The sequence below is a fragment of the Pseudanabaena sp. FACHB-2040 genome, assembly GCF_014696715.1.
Classification (GTDB): domain Bacteria; phylum Cyanobacteriota; class Cyanobacteriia; order Phormidesmidales; family Phormidesmidaceae; genus JACVSF01.
The window spans coordinates 73,109-89,057 of sequence record NZ_JACJQO010000007.1 but is presented as its reverse complement, the minus strand read 5'-3'; the positions used below and the strand labels follow the sequence as shown (position 1 = coordinate 89,057).

Sequence of the window (15,949 nt, the reverse complement as noted above, 5' to 3'; positions counted from 1 at the left end):
TTTTGCCCGTTCTCTAGATCGCCTAGGTTCGCATTGCACAATGGAACCATTGAGTAAAGTGGCACATTGCAAAATTTTGACTTGCAGAGCCTGCGTCATCCTGATCAGTTGTGGTTCCTAAGTGTAGACATTATGAAAAGACACGCAGCAAAAGTGGCTTTGGCCGTACTGAGTACTTCGGCGCTAGTGGGACTGGCGGGCGGCGATGCGATCGCAGCTGAAACCGTTCTACTGCGCTACCGAGGCTTTGGCCGAGCTGTACCTGTAGCCGACTTGGCCACTTTGGCGGAAACAGGCGAAGCCCCTGCCTCTGTCAGTGGGCTATTGCGTACGGCCAATCAAGATCCGGCTGGCCTACAGGACGTCTTAACCCGCACTTTAACTGTCGATCCCAACCTGCTAAGCCAAGCTTTAAATAGCTGGCCAGGAGAACTGGTTTTAGATCAGGTTGGGACAGCCATTCGTCCGCCGTCAGATCAGGCTAATCGCCAGGCGCTACGCTCTGCTCTGGTGCTGTCAGCAGCAGAAGATGGACAGATCACGCTGTTGGAAGTGCTGGAGCGGTATCCAACTCGCGAGGTTGTTTTAGAAGGCGATCGCATTGAAGATGCCTACAATCAGCTCGCTAGCCTATTGGCCCCCCTGTCGATCCTCAAAGATACCCTGGGCACGATCATAGGGCTGTAAAGACAAACACCAGCATAACCACCCCTACCGCCAGAAAGGTAAGAGGATCAAGATCGACCTTAAACTCCTTTGAGCCTGAGCCGGAGCCTGAGGCGCAAAGAGCGGCCAGTCCCACTAGGGCAATGACAATCAGGTCGATTCCGGTAAACATGGGAATTTTTCCAAAGATGCAACAACAGCCAACCTCGAGTTAATCGAAGGAGCACCCTGATTCCCATTTCAAGCAAATCTCACCGTATCCGATTAATTTTACGTAGAGGCAGCTTGGTGCTGAAGTTTACATGAAAGCGCTTCTCGCAAAGGAACCTCTCGTAGTCCATCTTCATCTACTCCAAACGCTGGTCTAGGCGCTGTTCCAAAAAGTGCAGGATGCCTAAGGCGGGAACAACAGTGAGGGCCATGGTGATCCAGAAGCCGTTTGCGATCGCAGCTCCTTGATCAAGCGCCCAGCCTCCCAGTGGCGGCCCGACAGCGTACCCCACAGCCCAGCACATCGAATTAATAGATAAGTAGATGCCCCGCTGCGATTTAGGGGCCAGCATCACCACTAGAGCAGACGCAATCGGGGTATAAGCCACCATCGCCAGCGCCATAATACTGAGGGCGGCCGCTGCCCAAGCTACCGGAAAAGTGCCCGAAATACCGGCTAGCCCCACTAGGGTAAAGCCCATTCCCCAGAGACAGGCCGAGATCATCAGCCCCCGAGTCTGGCTCAGAGCAGTGAGTCGTCGAGCCACCGGCATCTGAAGCCCTGCCGCCAACACCACATGCCAGGTAAACAGCAGGCTCAGCGTTGCCTCTGAGAGCCCCTGCCGCGCTGCGTCGTTGCCCACAAACTGATGGAAGTAAACAGGCAATGTGCTCTGTACTTGGGCTAGGTAAGTCGTAAAGAGCACATTTACCAGCACATAAATCAAGAGACTGGCATTGGATAAAGCCTGCCCCCACCCCCGCCAGATCGAAGGCCGATCAACCTGCACCGCCAAGGTTTCAGCAATCGTGAAATAGACTAGGGCAAAGAACAGCAGGTAGGTCACCCCATCAATTACGAACAGAGCCCGGTAAGCTCCTGTCGCCGCAATCAGCCAGCCCCCGAAGATAACGCCCACGCCCAGCCCTAAGCTATCGGCTAGGCGTACTAGGGCAAACGCCTCGCTATGGCTAGCCTCAGGCGTAATATCAGCCACCACGGCCTCAGTAGAAGGCCAGTAGAGGCCAATGCCGAAACCCATCAACACATTTCCCAAGACAAAAATCGGAAAGTCATTGGCCAGCACCAGCCCTAAATCCGCCAGCGCTGAGACCAACGCCGAGCCAAGCAAGATCGGGCGGCGGCCCCAGCGAGGTGAATCAGCCATTGACCCACCCAAGAAGCGGCCCAACATTCCAGCTAGCGAGCCAATGCCCAGGCCCAGACCGACTTGAGTCGCCGTCAACCCCACCTGATCAACAAAGAAAATCGGGGCATAAAACAACGTGAAGCCGATCCCGATTTGGGAGAGCAATCGCCCTCCGGCCAGAATCCAGATGCGATGGTCTAGATCGGGTAGCCAGCGGTTGAGCCATGCCTTGAAAGGATTAGTCATGCCAGTTGGTCAAAGTACCAAAAAAGTACTGAAATTTATAGGTTTGCTGTTTTCAAAGGCCAGCAGCAACGCTCTTTTGTCTGAATTCAAGATCAAATGCCGTTTAAAGGCCGAAGCCAACCGAGCGCCCCGGCAGTACGCTACCTTTAAATGCATCAGCAGTAGCAATAGAGATATTTTTCAAACCTAATGCGTAATCCCTTATGGCGGCTTAAAACTCTTCCCTGGGTGATTCTGCTGCAAAATGCTGCTCTCACTATCCTGATTGCCACAATTCTCGATTTCCTTCTACTTCAAGCATTTTCCCAATTGCCTTCGGCGCTTTTAGGGGGCAGACTCTCGGCTTTTTTCACACTGCTATTTTTGGTGTTGCCCTTTCTGGCAATGATGGGCGTTGGGGCGATGTCGGTAGTGTTGATGGAGCAAGTTTTCCGCAGCGTTTTTCTAGATGCTGGCATCCTTTGGGCGCTGATTGCCTGCATTGGAATAGTGCTGTTTATTAGGGATGTGCTTCCCTGGGATGTGTCCTTTCTAGTGGGCCTTAGCTACACCCAAATTGTGGGAGCAGCCCTAGGCGTTTTTTTTCGAGGCAAACGCTACTGGCGCTATTGAGCCCTACCGCTTCTAAAGCTCTGATCCCTAAAGTTCTGAAAAGCTTTTCCGATATCCCAGCTGATTTGGAGTATGACAGGTTCAAATAGGCTGTCTGAAAAGACGGGAAAGCATGAACATAAAGCTAGCTTTGAGCCCTGCAGTAGCTGCAGGCTTAGCAATATTGGGAATTTTGGGCGTTGCCGTGGCTCCACAGGCCCGATCTTTGATCGCCGCATCTGGGGATCGGCCTTTGACCCTTGCCGCCGAGACTCGCTTAGACGTGACAGGAGAAACCGCCGAGCTGCAAAACCACAAACTCTCCCTAGGGCCAGTTAGCGTACAGGTTAGCTATCAGGCAGTTGAACGACCGTCTGATCAGGAAAACAACCTTCAGCTTGAGATTTTCTATAACGGCACTCCCTATATAACGACAGCAGCAACGACCTATTATTTTGGCAGCGTAGAGCTGATCGACCTTGATAACAACGGTGTTCCAGAGGTTGTTCTTGGGGCTTTTACAGGGGGGGCTCACTGCTGCCTAGCCTACACTACCTATACCTGGGACGGCAGCGGCTTTCAGGCCATTCCCTTTGCCCCTCTAGATGGCGGGGGCGGGGAGTTTCGGGACCTGAATCAGGATGGGCAGATCGAATTTATCACCTTAGATAATGCCTTTTTCTACACCTTCGGTTCCTACGCCGGGTCATTTCCTCCTAACGTGATCTTGAGCTTTCAAAACGGTCAGTATGTCGATACGACGCCCCAGTTCCGAGACTACCTCAGATCAACGGCCTGGCGCATGTATACCGTTTACCAAGAGCAGGCAGATACTCCTCCAGCTCTTAACGGTCTGTTGGCGGGATATGTGGCTCAAAAAATTCGGCTGGGTGAGTATCAGGAAGGCTGGAACTTTATGCTGGCCCACTACGATCGGGCCAACGACTGGGGCCTGGTAAATTACGATTCAGAGGGCAATGTTGCGTCTGAATTCAAAGACTTTCCGGCAGCGCTGCAGAGTTTTTTGACTCGCCTAGGTTATCTGGATGAACAGGGCAACCCGCAACCCCAGGTCAATCGCTCTCCCGCTGCTGATCCTCAGCTATCTGATTCCCTGTCTGATTAATTGTCCGAATTAACTGTCCGAACCGTTGCCCATTAGTTTGGGCCGCAGATGCAGGGGCAGGTGAGAGCAGTCGTTTAGCATCCGCACAAAGGGGCCATATTGCGGCACCTCAACTAGGGTCACGGCGCTAACTGGCATGGCTAGACGGTCGCGGTAGCGGCCAATGTCGATGCCGAGTAGGGTACAGAGCATAATTCGCAGGGTGGCTTTGTGGGAGACCACCAGCACATGGCCCTCTGGATAAGTTTCTTCGATTTCTTCGAGCACGGCAGAGCTGCGGCGGGCAACGCGGATGCCTTTCTCGCCATCGGTGGGCGCATTCCAAGCAGGGTCGGCCAACCACCGGATATAGTCATCGTGGTACTGTTGGTTGACCTCTTGGGGCGACATGCCCTCCCAGGCTCCAAAGGAAAGTTCGTGCAGCTCATTGCGACAGTCTACAGATAGGCCGGTTGCTTCGCAGAGGGGGCTGACGGTTGCGATCGCATGATTTAGCGGACTACACAGCACCGCTTTCCAGGGCACATCTCGGTAGTGACGGGCAAAATAGTCGGCCATTTGCTGACCGCGCTCAGTGAGGGGCACCCCGTCGCGGCTGCAGTAGCGTCCGGTGCTGCAAAAGTAGGTTTCTGCATTGCGAAGGAGATAGAGTTTCAGGGTCATGGGCCTCGCCTCACCTCACGTACTGGGCAGAGAGCGCAGCCGCTCTCCCAAGTGGGAGCGATCGGCAATGGTGTGAAACAGCGGTCCTCGCGAGGCCAGCTCCACAATGCTGACTGCCGCTACGGGCATATCCATGCGATCGCGGTAGCGCCCCACGTCAATCCCCATTAGCGTACTCAGCATAATGCGGATGGTCGCTTTGTGAGAAACCAGCAGAATGTGGCCTTCTTGATGGGTTCGTTCAATTTCGTCGAGCACCTGAGATGAGCGGCGGGCAATGTCCACTGCTCGCTCTCCGCCCACAGGCGCGTACCAGGCGGGATCGGTAAGCCAGGCCACGTACTCGTCATGGTACTCTTTGTCCACCTCCACCGGGCGCATGCCTTCCCAGCGGCCATACATCACCTCTCGCAGGCCATCGCGTACCCGCATCTCTAGGCCCGTTCGCTGGCATAGCGGCCGGGCAGTCTCAATGGCTCTCCTGAGCGGGCTGGCGTAAACTGCTGTCCAGGGAAAATGGGCATAGGCATGGGCAAACTCCTGCGCCATTTCTAGACCCGCCTCGGTCAATCCGGGGTCGTTTGCAGACGTGCCGCAATAGCCCCCCGTGAGGCTATAGGCCGTTTGACCGTGGCGTAAAAAGTACAAAACGACTCCCATAGGGTTCTGGGTGCCTCAGTAGGGCCGGCAAGAGACTGGGTTAGGATGCTCCGACGCCAGCGGTTGTTAAAAAGTTGATCCCACTCTAACTTACCCAAGCCCCCACCTCAGTAAGCCAAAATGAGAAATTGCTCCTCTACAGCACATTCCTATGGACTGGCTTTTTGACCCTCTAGCCTACGAATTTATCCGCAACGCTATGATTGCCGGTATTTTGGCGGGGGTGCTATGCCCGGTCGTCGGCACCTACCTGATTGTGCAGCGCATGTCCCTCTTGGGCAATGTCCTGTCTCACTCGGTGCTGCCAGGACTTGCGATCGCTCATTTTCTCAGATGGGACTTGCTCATCGGAGCCTTCATCTTTGGGATGCTCAGCACAGGCGTAATCACCTGGGTCAAAGCTCAGTCTCGCATCAAAGCTGATGCCATTATGGCCCTTACCCTGGCCGCTTTCTTCGCCCTAGGCGTGGCGCTGCTCACTATTCTACGCAGCACCCTAGACCTAGAAAGCCTGCTGTTTGGCGATCTGCTCAGCGTCACCCGAGCCGACCTCTGGCATATGGGGCTAATTACTCTGGGGCTACTGGCTACTGTCAAGCTGTTTTACAAAGAGCTACTCTTTTTTACCTTTGATCCATCAGGGGCCGAAGCGATGGGTCTGCCAGTCACCGTGATCAACTGGGGGCTAACGGCAGCCGTCACCCTCACCATCGTCACCGGTATGAAGGCTGTCGGCGTAATTCTGGTTATCGCGCTAATGGTTGGCCCTGCCCTGACTGCCTTTCTACTGGTCAAGGAGTTGCACTGGATGATGATTGTGGGCGCAGCTCTGGGTGCAGTTGCCAGCATCATCGGCATTTATCTGAGCTATTACCTCGACATTCCTTCCGGCCCAACCATTGCGCTGGCAGTCTTTGCCTTATTTCTAGTTGCTCTGATGGTCAGCCCCAGTCAGGGCATTTTGACGCGTAATGCTGCGTCTCAACAAAAGTAAGAGCTAACGCCTCAGGGGGGATTGCTTCGCTTGTACTGAGAACTGCGATCGCAATGCACTAAATTTTCTGTGCCCTGAAATACCTCACCGGATATCCGGCGATCAACCCGCTATTAGGTAGGGAAACTGGCTGTTCTTAGGAGGCTGCAGACCGCTGCCATAAGCCTTTTGAAGATTATCTAGCGTCATCACAGCCTCAGGGGGACCATCGGCTAGGACCTTTTGGTTCAGCAGCAGCAGGCGATCGTAGCGATCTAGCGCCTCTCCCCACTCATGGCAGCTCACTAACAGCGTTTTACCCTGAGATCTCAATTCATCAAAAATACGCAGCAGTAGAGCTTCAGTCTTCTTGTCCACTCCAGTGAACGGTTCGTCTAGCAAATACAAATCTGCTCCCTGAGCCAGCGCCCGAGCTAGGAAAATGCGCTGCTGCTGGCCACCTGATAGCTGGCCTATTTGGCGATGGGCCAGATCTAGCATGCCCACCTGCTCTAGGGCCGCTTTAACAGCGTGCTTATGCCGAAGAGTAGGGGGGTGAAACCAGCCAGCTGCAACCGTTTGGGACATCATCACCACATTCCAGGCAGTAGTGGGATAGTCCCAGTCGATCTGGCTGCGCTGGGGCACATAGGCCAACCGCTGACGCTGACGCTTCAGTGGAGCCCCCCGAAAAAGCACCTGACCCCGGCCTGGCACTAGGCCCAAAACTGCCTTTATTAAGGTACTCTTGCCAGCTCCGTTAGGGCCAATCAGACCTACCATCTGTCCTGCTTCTAGCACCAGAGACACCTCTTGTAGAGCCGGAATTCCCCGGTAATTGACAGATAGCCGTTGGGTCTCTAGCATAGTCAGCAATGATAATCATTCTCAGCTTCATGATAGCAGACCCTTTTTGAAGTAGGGAACGTTCCCAATGCTTAACTCCAAGCTCACTCTAAGAATGAAAATGGCTTTGCCTCGGGGAGTTGCCTGGGGTGCTCTGGCCCTTACTACCATTAGCTGTGCCCAAAGCAGCGGCCCATCAGATCAGGACAATGCCACACCTGCCAACACCGCCACACTGCCCAGCGTGGTAGCGACTAACACTGTGCTGTGCGACCTGACCCAGCAGCTTGCTGGCGATACCGTTGCCCTGACCTGTTTGCTGGACTACGGCCAAGATCCTCACGTTTACAGGCCCTCGCCCTCTGATAGAGCGGCGATTGACGATGCAGATCTGATTCTCTACGGCGGCTACGAGTTTGAGCCTGCCGTGATCGGCCTAATTCAAGCGACTGCCAACCCGGCTCCTAAAATCCCAGTCTATGAAGAGGCCGTACCAGAGCCGATCATGGCTCAGGGCCACAGCCACGATCACAGCGACGCAGAGCACGCCCATGATGACCACAGCGAAGCAGACCACAACCACGATCACGAGGCAGAGCACACCCACGAAGAAACAGCGGCCCTAATGCCCGACCCTCACATCTGGCAAAACGCTGCCAATAATGCGGCTATTGTCTCCGTGCTAGTAGAGCACCTGAACACACTAGCTCCAGACAATGCCGAGCAATACAGACAAAGGGGCAACGAGCTTCAGGCTCAGTTTGTCCAGCTAGACCAATGGATTCAAGCGCAGACAACAACCGTACCAGAGGCCAATCGCTCGCTGGTTACTACCCACGATTCCTTTCGTTATTTCGCTCAGGCATATGGCTTTGAGGTAGGCGGGGTGCTGTCCGGCTTGAGTACGGCAGAGACTCCCTCTGCCTCGACATTGACAAGCCTGGTCAAGGATATTAGAGCAGCCGAAGTACCCGCCGTTTTTGCTGAAGCAACAACTAGTCCCAAGCTGATAGAGGCAGTCGCTAGGGATGCGGGCGTTACTGTGGTGGATCAGCCTCTCTATGATGCGGGACCTGGTGGGCCGGGTTCTGAGGCCGAAACGGTGCAGGCGATGCTGGTTGCCAACACCTGCAATATCGTCAATGCCCTCAAGGGCACCTGTGATGTCACCTCTGCCCCAATTTAAGCAGTGCGCTGACAGCCAGTTTTTTAGAGCTTCCTAGCCAAAACGCTAAAGACCACAGAACTGCTCTCAAGCTGCCTCATTTAAGGGCAAGCTCAGCCTCTGTGGTCTTTTTTTGTTTGAGCGACTCTGGTCTAGGAGTGGCAGGAACAGCCGTGGTGACCGCAGCCAGCACCCGACTCATGGTTAGTAGAGCAGGCTTCGCTGCAGTAGTACTGGCCATCTTTTTCAATTGCCGTACCCACGTCCATAACGCAAAGGCAAGAGCTACAGGCACATTTCATTTGGGTAACAGTAGTCATGGGTAATCTCCATAATGACTTAGAAGGAACACGACACCTGAACAGGTGTTCATACATCAACCATAACATTTGAACAGTTATTCAGGTATTTAGATCGGATAATCTTTAAACTTGCGGAAACGGTTGGAATCTCGAAGTGCATGGATAGTGGCCAAATAGAGGCAGTAAAGCGCCAAATTTTGAGCTTGGAAAAAGCCCAGCGAATGGCAGAGTTTTTTGGGGTCTTGGGCGACACCAACCGCTGGCGCATCCTCTCGGCCCTAGCAGTTCAAGAAATGCGGGTGGGTGAACTGGCAGAGATTGTCGGCATGAGCGAATCAGCCGTCTCTCATCAGCTGCGGACGCTGCGAGTCATGCGGATGGTTAGCCACGAGCGGCAGGGTCGAAATGTGGTCTATCGCCTGCAAGACGACCACATCGTTAACCTATATCAGGAAGTCTCTGAACACCTAGACGAGCCCCACTAGGGAAAAAGCCCTTCTACAATTTCTGTTCGGGTTCCCAGAAATCCTATGAAAAGGCGTCTCCAACGAACGGCAACCCCCAGGGAATTTGTTTAGGGTTAACCAAGAGTCGATTGAACACTCTATTTCAGAAGCTTTATGTCTCCATCAGCACCTAGCCCGTCTCCCAGATCAGGCGAGGCTGTGATTGCCATCTGGAAACAGTATCTGTCTCGGTTGCTCGATCATTACGATCGCAACCGAGGCTCCTTCATCAGCTTTTTGCCTAAACTCTTTGCCTTCTTTGCCCTGCTCAACTTTGGCGCTTACTGGCTGGCAATCACTACCGCCTATCCCGAAAATGCCTTTGGCGCAGATCGCCTAAACTACTTCTTGCTGTCTTTTCCGGTGGGGATTTTGGGGGCTGTTTTTGATACTGCCTCGTTTTTCATTACCGTCTTTATTGCTCGGCGGGCGCTAAAAACAACTTCTCTAGCCAGCTATGTCGCTCACCTCAGTGTCGATGTCGCTATTGCGATCGTTGCGACCTTCTGGGTGCTTTTTGTGTTTTCGTTTTCCGGCTGGCTCATTAGTCTGGTGTTAGAAAGTCCGGAAGCGCTGGTCGATCGCACCGCCAAGTACGGTAGCCGGTTTGAGGAGGCATTGACCGATCCCACTGATGGCGACAGCCTGAGAAATATCTACTTTGGTGTGGTCATGGGCATGTCAGCGATGCTGCCCTCCCTGATTCACCTAGGATTATTTGTCAAAGCAGTGGGCCGATACGCTAGGCGCTACGCCCGAGTAGCTGACCGCAATTAGCGGAGAACCCCCTCTTAAAGAAACCCGGTTTCTTGGAGAAACTGGGTTTCTAAACTTAAATCTAGGCTCCCTCTACCGAGGCTTCACTGACATTGCCTTTGGCAAACCGCTTCCACACGGCATCGGTCAGCAGGTGAGACAGCAGGCCCAACGGTCCAGCAAAGAGGCACAGGGCTAAAGAATGACGGGTAAACACGCCACTTTCCTGGCCCTGCCAGTAGATCCAGCGGCCTACAAACAGGTCAAATACCAGATAGTGCACCCAACCTGTCGCTGTTACATGCGGATTGGCAAACAGCGCTGCTAGGTCAGGCAGCTTCAGGTTGGGGTCTGAGAGCGCTTCAATGCCTTCGACATTGTTGAAGCTGGTGATAAATAGAAAGAGGTAAAGGCCCGCTAGGGCAGCGTAGGGCAGATAAGACCCCATCACCCAGCGCGTCAGCTTAGTGTTGGGCACCAGCACCATTAGGGTCCAAAAGGGCAGCACAAATAGGTTTGCACCTGTAAAGAGGGTTTCGAGCAGGGTGCTGTCTACGATCATGGGGCAAAGGGATGAGAGGTCGCCTCAAGTGTAAACAATTCTGTAGAAGCCTCGCACCGTAGCACTTTACTGGAGTGTTGACGGGATGGACAGGCGTCGGTGCTCAATTTTGATGCACAGATCCATGACCAGCAGAATTCCGGCAGCTTCGGCTTTGACTACAGCATCTGGGTGCTTTACGCGAAGCTGAGCCCAAACAGATTTTGCGCCTGCACCTGTGGCTTCATCGACAGTAGCGGGCAAGTACTCGGAACGGCGAAACACGTTGACGATATCAATTGGTTCCGGCACTTCTAACAGAGAGGGATAGCAGGGCTCCCCATCAATAGTTGCGATCGCAGGGTTAACGGGGTAAACCCGGTAGCCCACGCGACGTAGATATTTGGCAATTTGGTAGCTGGGCCGATCCAACTTGTTGGAGTGACCCACCACGGCAATGGTGCGGGCTGTGGTGAGGAGTTGCCGCAGGGTATCGTCGGCAGGGGGCGAGGAAGGCGTCATGAGGCTCTAGTTTAGGTTTAGTCTCCCATTGTGCCTCGAACTGGGTTAGGCACTTCCAGACAGGGAACCGTTGAGCCAGGAGGGGGGTTGGGTGAGCAGTGCGATCGCATCCTCCCCGGTCACTGGCTTAGAAAACAAAAATCCCTGACCAAACTGACAGCCCATCTGCCGCAGCAGCACCATCTGCTCCACCGTCTCAATGCCTTCGGCCACCAAGGTTAGGTTCAGCTTATGGCCCAGCGTGATAATAGTGTGGACAATCTCCCGGTCCTCCTGGCTATGCTCCATGCGACTAACAAAGGAGCGATCAATCTTAAGCGTATCGGTAGGGAAGCGGTGCAGATAGCTCAGGGAAGAATAGCCCGTGCCAAAGTCGTCGATTGCCAGCTGCAGCCCCAGTTCCTTTAAGCGCAGCATCAGCTCCCGCGAGGTTTCAACATCGCGCATAATCATGCTCTCTGTAATTTCTAGCTGGATCTGCTGACCAGACACGCCACTATCTCTGAGGCTGGCCGCAATCTGCTGCACCAAATCCGACTGGACAAACTGCCGCCGCGAGAGATTAATGCTCATCTTTAAAGCGGAGCGGGGCACCTGGCGCTGCCAGCGCTCAAGCTGCTGGCAAGCCTCGCGGAAGATCCACTGACCCAACTCCAGGATCAGCCCAGTCTCTTCCGCTATCGGGATAAACGCATTAGGAGCCACAAACCCCTGATCGGGATGCCGCCACCGCACCAGCGCTTCAAACCCCGTGATGCGGCCGGTTTCTAGCGCTACGATGGGCTGGTAATAGAGCACAAATTCCTGCTTTTCTAGCGCCTCTAGCAAGTGACTCTCTAGCTGCAGGCGCTGTGCCGCCGCCTCCTGCATACTGCGCGAAAACACCTCATAGCTAAACTGATCTAGCGCTTTGGCTCGATACATTGCGGTATGGGCATCGCGCAGCAGATCTTCAGCTTTGTAGTCAGTGCCCCCTTGGGTAATAGCTAGCCCCAGGCTGGCAGTAATGGCTAGCCGTTGCTGATTCAAGCAAAACGGAGCAGCCAAAGCTTTTTGCAGGTTTTTCAGGCTGCCTTCTACCTCGGCCTGCGGGCGCTGCTGAAACAGCAGTGCAAACTCATCCCCCCCAACCCTAGCCAACAACGTGTCCTCTGGCAAAGTCTGGCGCAGTCGCTTAGCCATCATCAGCAAAACGCGATCGCCAATCGAGTACCCTAAACTCTGGTTAATCAGCTTGAAGCGGTTAATGTCTAAAAAAGCCACCATAACCCGCTCCGACCCCTCAAGCTGCAGGGCTCGTCGAACCTGTTCTAGAAACAGCTCTCGGCCAGGTAGATCGGTGACCCAGTCATGGGTGCTGCGGTACAGCCCCTGCTGCATCAAAACCAATCCCCCCGCCACTAGCAGCCCCACTAGCGGCTCAAAAACCGGCACCCAGAGCGAAGAGAACAGGCTAACCCAGCCAATTCCCCAAAGCAGTGCCACCACAAAGCCGACGCCCAGAAGCAGCACCAGAGGTCGTCTCAGATTCGAAGCCACCACACCCGCTGCCAGGGTCCAACCCACAAGCCACAGAAACTCGCCCCAAGCTGGCAGAAACCGATAAAGTGCCTGTTCACCCGCCAGACCCTCTAGCAGTTGGCTGATGATCTGGGCGTGCACAACCACTCCTGACTGGGTTAGCTCCTGCTGCTGAGTAGCCGTATAAGGGGTGTAAAATTCGTCCTTTAGGCTAGCAGCCGTAGAGCCAATTAAAACCACCCGGTCTCGTATCCAGGCGGGGTCATACTGGCCTTTAAGCACTTGGGCGACTGTCAGCTGTTGGGCCGGCATCTCCCGGGAACGGTAGCGGGTCAAAATTTGGTAGCCGCCGTTGTCAACAGCCTGATAGCCACCGCTCCACTCTTGCAGACGGGGTAGAGTCAAGCTGCTCAAATACAAGGCTTCTTCATCAAAGCGCAGAGCAACATCCTGGCCCAAATAGCGCTGGGCTACCCGCAGGCCGAAGGAGTAATAAGCCTGATCTGAGGAACCTACGAACAGCAGGCTACGCCGCAACACGCCATCCGGATCGAGAGCTAGATCGTTAAATCCTAGCCGTTCTGCAGGCACTGCAGGAGGACCAGGCACCTCGTCACCCGCAGGGTTATTGCCCACATTCCAGATGCCGATCAGGTTGTCAGCTTCAAGCTGCTGAACCAGTTCAGCATTGCCAGGAGGTTGCGGCGTGCTGCGATACAGGTCTAGCCCGATCACCCGGGGCTGATGCTGCTGCACAGCCTGTAAGGTTGCTGCAATGACTCCATCTGAAAGGGGCCAGCCATAAGCTTGTAACTCGGCTTCTGACACCGCGATAATCAGCAGTCTTGGGTCAGTGCCCCGATCAGGCTGCAGCCGAGTTAGAGTATCAAAGCTATTTAGCTCAAAAGGCTGCAAGAGGCCAAATTTCTTGGCCCCTGTGACTAGAGTTGTCGTTATTAGAGTCGCTACTAAAACCGAGCGCGCCCCCATCGTTGCCGACCAAGGCAGGCGTTCAACTAAAGCTTTGGCTCTGGCCTTGAATGCAGTCAACCTCGGAAAAATGCGTCGGTAAGGCACAGCATTTGCACATGAGCAGTAAATGGTCCCTGAGCCAGCCCAGAGGGCTTTATTACCGATTACAAGCTGTCGCCTAGCCTATCCGGATCAGGCTTATAGGTCACTCAAACAGGGCTCGAACCGAACTGCGCCCAGTGAGACCCCCCACCGCGACGACGGCCCGGAAATACGTCTCCTCCCTGGCTAGTTTTGCTGTATCCCACAACCGGATTCATGAAAACTTGACTGCTGATTGAAGCGACGATGCCAATTCGCAAGAATTTTTGCCAGGAAGACAGCAAACCGCTTTATTGGGGGCAGGCTGAAATAAGTAGGGAGATGAGTGGGGCGTTAGTTGCGATCGCAATCCCAATAACCCGAACTTAAAAATCTGGAATTAAAGAGTGAATTCTCCAGATCTAAACGGCCCAACAAGCCCTTCTAAGGCAGCTCCATAAGTGGAACAGTTCAGCCCCTTTGACAAGTCCTGAACTATCACCTGAACTTTTCTGAACTTTTATGTATTGGCGTCCCCGAGGCTATGACAGATGATTGATTCATCCTGTAGACTCGCGTGTGCTCCAAAGCTCAGGCCGGGTTAGGCAAACAAGCTACTTAATGAGTTCGCTCCTTACGTAGTCGTCTAACCCGGGCTTTTTATTTTTAAAGAGCAGTGGGTCAGAGGAATAATTCGGCCTTCAGGCGTGGGGCAAATTAAAAAACTTTTAAGCAAGCGATCTTCAACTTACTCCAGCTTAAAAGCAGGCCATTCATTAAAGTACACACAGCCAGACTCAGCGAGCTATGCTGATTGCCGGTAGAGGTTGGTTATTGACGCAATCCAACCTCTACTAAGTACTGCATTTTGAGACTCTGCTGAGCCCTTTTATGGTCGGTTCTACACTTTCACGCCAAGCATTTTTACGGCTGTTGATGGCCTCGGTAGCTGCAGGCACTATAGCCCCTACAGCCGCTCTAGCAGGCCCCTCCGAAAAACAGGTCGTGGTGATCGGGGCAGGGCTAGCTGGACTAGTGGCTGCCTATGAGCTGCAAAGGGAGGGCCACCAGGTAACGGTACTAGAAGCGCGAGATCGGGTGGGGGGCCGGGTCTACACCCTGCGAGAGGGGTTTGCAAACGATCAGTATGCTGAGGCTGGCGGTGAGTATATCGACAGCTTTAACGTGCACCGGCAGATGCACCACTATGTGCAAACCTTTGGGTTGAGGCTGGCTCCAGTACACTCTGAGCCCACGGAGGGGATTTACTTTGTGCGGCAGCAGCGGTGTGATTTTTCTGACACAGCCCTGGCCAACAGCTTTGGGCAGGGTGTTGTAGACGAGATCGATCGCTTCTGGATTACGCTGGAGCTGCTGGCCAGAGGTGCCTTTAGAAAAACAGATTGGCTGACGGCAGCAGCCCAGTGGGATCAGCAGAGCGTGGCGCAGTGGATGGATACGCTGGCCTTAGACCCTCTGGCCCGTGAGCTAACAGAGCAGTACCTGCGGGGCGAGATGGACGAGCCTGATCAGCTCTCAATGATGTTTTTGATGGAGCAGGCCGCCCTCTACGACAAAGTGCCCGACCAGCGGCTAGAGATGTACCGGATTCAGGGGGGCAACGGGCAATTACCTGCCGCCATTGCTCGTGCCCTAGGGGATGCCGTTTTGCTCAACTGCCCAGTTATAGCCATTGAGCAAAGTGAGCAGGGGGTGCAGGTGACCCATGAGCAGGGCAGCGTGACGGCAGATTATGTTGTCATTGCCACGCCACTACCGCCGCTGCGCCAGGTGCGCTTTTCACCCGAGCTGCCAGAGATGGTGAGAGATGCGATCGCACATCTCAACTATGGCTCCCACATCAAGGTCATGATCCAGTTCGATGAACGCATCTGGCGCACCCGCTACCAGAGCACTGGGCTAACCATCACCGACTTGCCCATTGGCTTTGCAACCGACGCCACCGCGCGACAATCTGGACAATCGGGCATTCTTACGGCCTATATTTCTGGTCAGTATGGCGAGGCACTGCTGCCTCTCAACAACGAAGCCCGTATCCAGAACGTTTTAGACCAATACGAAATGATTTATCCCGGCTGTCGCAGCCATGTTAAAACGGCGCAAACTGCGGTTTGGCCCCAAGAGCGCTATACCGGCGGGTCTTACTCCAACTACGGGCCAGGGCAGTTTGCTCGCTTCTGGCCTGCTCTACGCCAGCCCCACAGACGTCTGTTTTTTGCTGGAGAGCATACCGACAATTTTGTAGGCTATATGGAAGGGGCCGTTCGTAGCGGCCAGCGGGTAGCGCAACAAATAGGGAGTGGTACGACATCGTTGAATGGAGTATTTCGTAGGTTGAGCAGTACGAAGTGGTAACCCGCCTCAGCAAAGGACTCTTGGGCTTCCAAGGCCCTGACTCAACCTACAGCTTTAGCTTTGCCAGTTCGAAAG

17 protein-coding genes are annotated in these 15,949 nt (G+C 54.1%); 8 read left to right on the top strand and 9 right to left on the bottom strand.

The window, feature by feature from the left end; translation table 11 throughout:
* Positions 1 to 132 precede the first annotated feature (132 nt).
* Complete coding sequence (locus H6G13_RS11410; RefSeq protein WP_190483339.1) at positions 133 to 687, top strand: alpha/beta hydrolase; 555 nt, start codon at positions 133 to 135, stop codon at positions 685 to 687.
* On the opposite strand, the gene H6G13_RS11405 is transcribed toward H6G13_RS11410, so the two are convergent.
* On the bottom strand, positions 674 to 838 hold the full coding sequence (locus tag H6G13_RS11405) for a hypothetical protein (RefSeq protein ID WP_190483338.1): 165 nt from the start codon (positions 836 to 838) through the stop codon (positions 674 to 676). The genes H6G13_RS11410 and H6G13_RS11405 overlap by 14 nt on opposite strands.
* Before the next feature lie 175 nt (positions 839 to 1,013).
* Positions 1,014 to 2,273 (bottom strand): MFS transporter, encoded by a 1,260-nt coding sequence (locus tag H6G13_RS11400; RefSeq protein ID WP_190483337.1) that lies wholly within the window; start codon positions 2,271 to 2,273, stop codon positions 1,014 to 1,016.
* A 189-nt stretch (positions 2,274 to 2,462) separates the two neighbouring features.
* Here H6G13_RS11400 and H6G13_RS11395 point away from each other — a divergent pair, with 189 nt between their 5' ends.
* Together H6G13_RS11395 and H6G13_RS11390 are read left to right on the top strand one after the other, a co-directional pair.
* Positions 2,463 to 2,885, top strand: a complete 423-nt coding sequence (locus tag H6G13_RS11395; protein ID WP_190483336.1) for a peptide chain release factor 1 — start codon at positions 2,463 to 2,465, stop codon at positions 2,883 to 2,885.
* A gap of 112 nt (positions 2,886 to 2,997) precedes the next feature.
* Positions 2,998 to 3,990, top strand: a complete 993-nt coding sequence (locus tag H6G13_RS11390; RefSeq protein ID WP_190483335.1) for a hypothetical protein — start codon at positions 2,998 to 3,000, stop codon at positions 3,988 to 3,990.
* A gap of 9 nt (positions 3,991 to 3,999) precedes the next feature.
* On the opposite strand, the gene H6G13_RS11385 is transcribed toward H6G13_RS11390, so the two are convergent.
* On the bottom strand, positions 4,000 to 4,653 hold the full coding sequence (locus H6G13_RS11385; RefSeq protein WP_190483334.1) for a histidine phosphatase family protein: 654 nt from the start codon (positions 4,651 to 4,653) through the stop codon (positions 4,000 to 4,002).
* A gap of 15 nt (positions 4,654 to 4,668) precedes the next feature.
* Complete coding sequence (locus H6G13_RS11380) at positions 4,669 to 5,313, bottom strand: histidine phosphatase family protein (protein WP_190483333.1); 645 nt, start codon at positions 5,311 to 5,313, stop codon at positions 4,669 to 4,671.
* Between the two features lie 151 nt (positions 5,314 to 5,464).
* On the opposite strand from H6G13_RS11380, the gene H6G13_RS11375 reads away from it, so the two are divergent.
* Positions 5,465 to 6,307 carry a metal ABC transporter permease gene (locus tag H6G13_RS11375; RefSeq protein ID WP_190483332.1) on the top strand — a complete coding sequence of 281 codons (843 nt, stop codon included), beginning with the start codon at positions 5,465 to 5,467 and terminating at the stop codon, positions 6,305 to 6,307.
* Positions 6,308 to 6,409: 102 nt separating this feature from the next.
* Here the strand turns inward: H6G13_RS11375 and H6G13_RS11370 are convergent, their stop codons facing one another.
* Positions 6,410 to 7,153 (bottom strand): metal ABC transporter ATP-binding protein, encoded by a 744-nt coding sequence (locus H6G13_RS11370; protein ID WP_190483331.1) that lies wholly within the window; start codon positions 7,151 to 7,153, stop codon positions 6,410 to 6,412.
* 67 nt (positions 7,154 to 7,220) lie between these two features.
* On the opposite strand from H6G13_RS11370, the gene H6G13_RS11365 reads away from it, so the two are divergent.
* The gene (locus H6G13_RS11365; protein ID WP_242028267.1) at positions 7,221 to 8,318 is read left to right on the top strand and encodes a metal ABC transporter substrate-binding protein; all 1,098 of its coding nucleotides are present in this window, start codon (positions 7,221 to 7,223) and stop codon (positions 8,316 to 8,318) included.
* Positions 8,319 to 8,449: 131 nt separating this feature from the next.
* Here H6G13_RS11365 and H6G13_RS11360 read toward each other — a convergent pair whose 3' ends face one another.
* Positions 8,450 to 8,617: a metallothionein gene (locus tag H6G13_RS11360; RefSeq protein WP_190483330.1), complete on the bottom strand. Its 168-nt coding sequence runs from the start codon at positions 8,615 to 8,617 to the stop codon at positions 8,450 to 8,452.
* Positions 8,618 to 8,757: 140 nt separating this feature from the next.
* Between H6G13_RS11360 and H6G13_RS11355 the strand changes: the two genes are divergently transcribed.
* Positions 8,758 to 9,084, top strand: coding sequence for a metalloregulator ArsR/SmtB family transcription factor (locus tag H6G13_RS11355; protein ID WP_190483329.1), 327 nt, complete (start codon positions 8,758 to 8,760; stop codon positions 9,082 to 9,084).
* 135 nt (positions 9,085 to 9,219) lie between these two features.
* Positions 9,220 to 9,882, top strand: coding sequence for a hypothetical protein (locus tag H6G13_RS11350; RefSeq protein ID WP_190483328.1), 663 nt, complete (start codon positions 9,220 to 9,222; stop codon positions 9,880 to 9,882).
* Between the two features lie 61 nt (positions 9,883 to 9,943).
* Here H6G13_RS11350 and H6G13_RS11345 read toward each other — a convergent pair whose 3' ends face one another.
* The 3 genes from H6G13_RS11345 to H6G13_RS11335 all read right to left on the bottom strand — a co-directional run bounded on the left by H6G13_RS11345 (position 9,944) and on the right by H6G13_RS11335 (position 13,495).
* Positions 9,944 to 10,423, bottom strand: coding sequence for an ABA4-like family protein (locus tag H6G13_RS11345; RefSeq protein WP_190483327.1), 480 nt, complete (start codon positions 10,421 to 10,423; stop codon positions 9,944 to 9,946).
* 66 nt (positions 10,424 to 10,489) lie between these two features.
* Positions 10,490 to 10,924: a CoA-binding protein gene (locus H6G13_RS11340; RefSeq protein WP_190483326.1), complete on the bottom strand. Its 435-nt coding sequence runs from the start codon at positions 10,922 to 10,924 to the stop codon at positions 10,490 to 10,492.
* A gap of 45 nt (positions 10,925 to 10,969) precedes the next feature.
* Entirely contained in the window at positions 10,970 to 13,495 is a 2,526-nt protein-coding gene (locus tag H6G13_RS11335) for an EAL domain-containing protein (protein WP_206756518.1), read from the bottom strand.
* 894 nt (positions 13,496 to 14,389) lie between these two features.
* Here H6G13_RS11335 and H6G13_RS11330 point away from each other — a divergent pair.
* Positions 14,390 to 15,874 (top strand): flavin monoamine oxidase family protein, encoded by a 1,485-nt coding sequence (locus H6G13_RS11330; RefSeq protein WP_190483324.1) that lies wholly within the window; start codon positions 14,390 to 14,392, stop codon positions 15,872 to 15,874.
* The last annotated feature ends 75 nt before the right edge of the window (positions 15,875 to 15,949 follow it).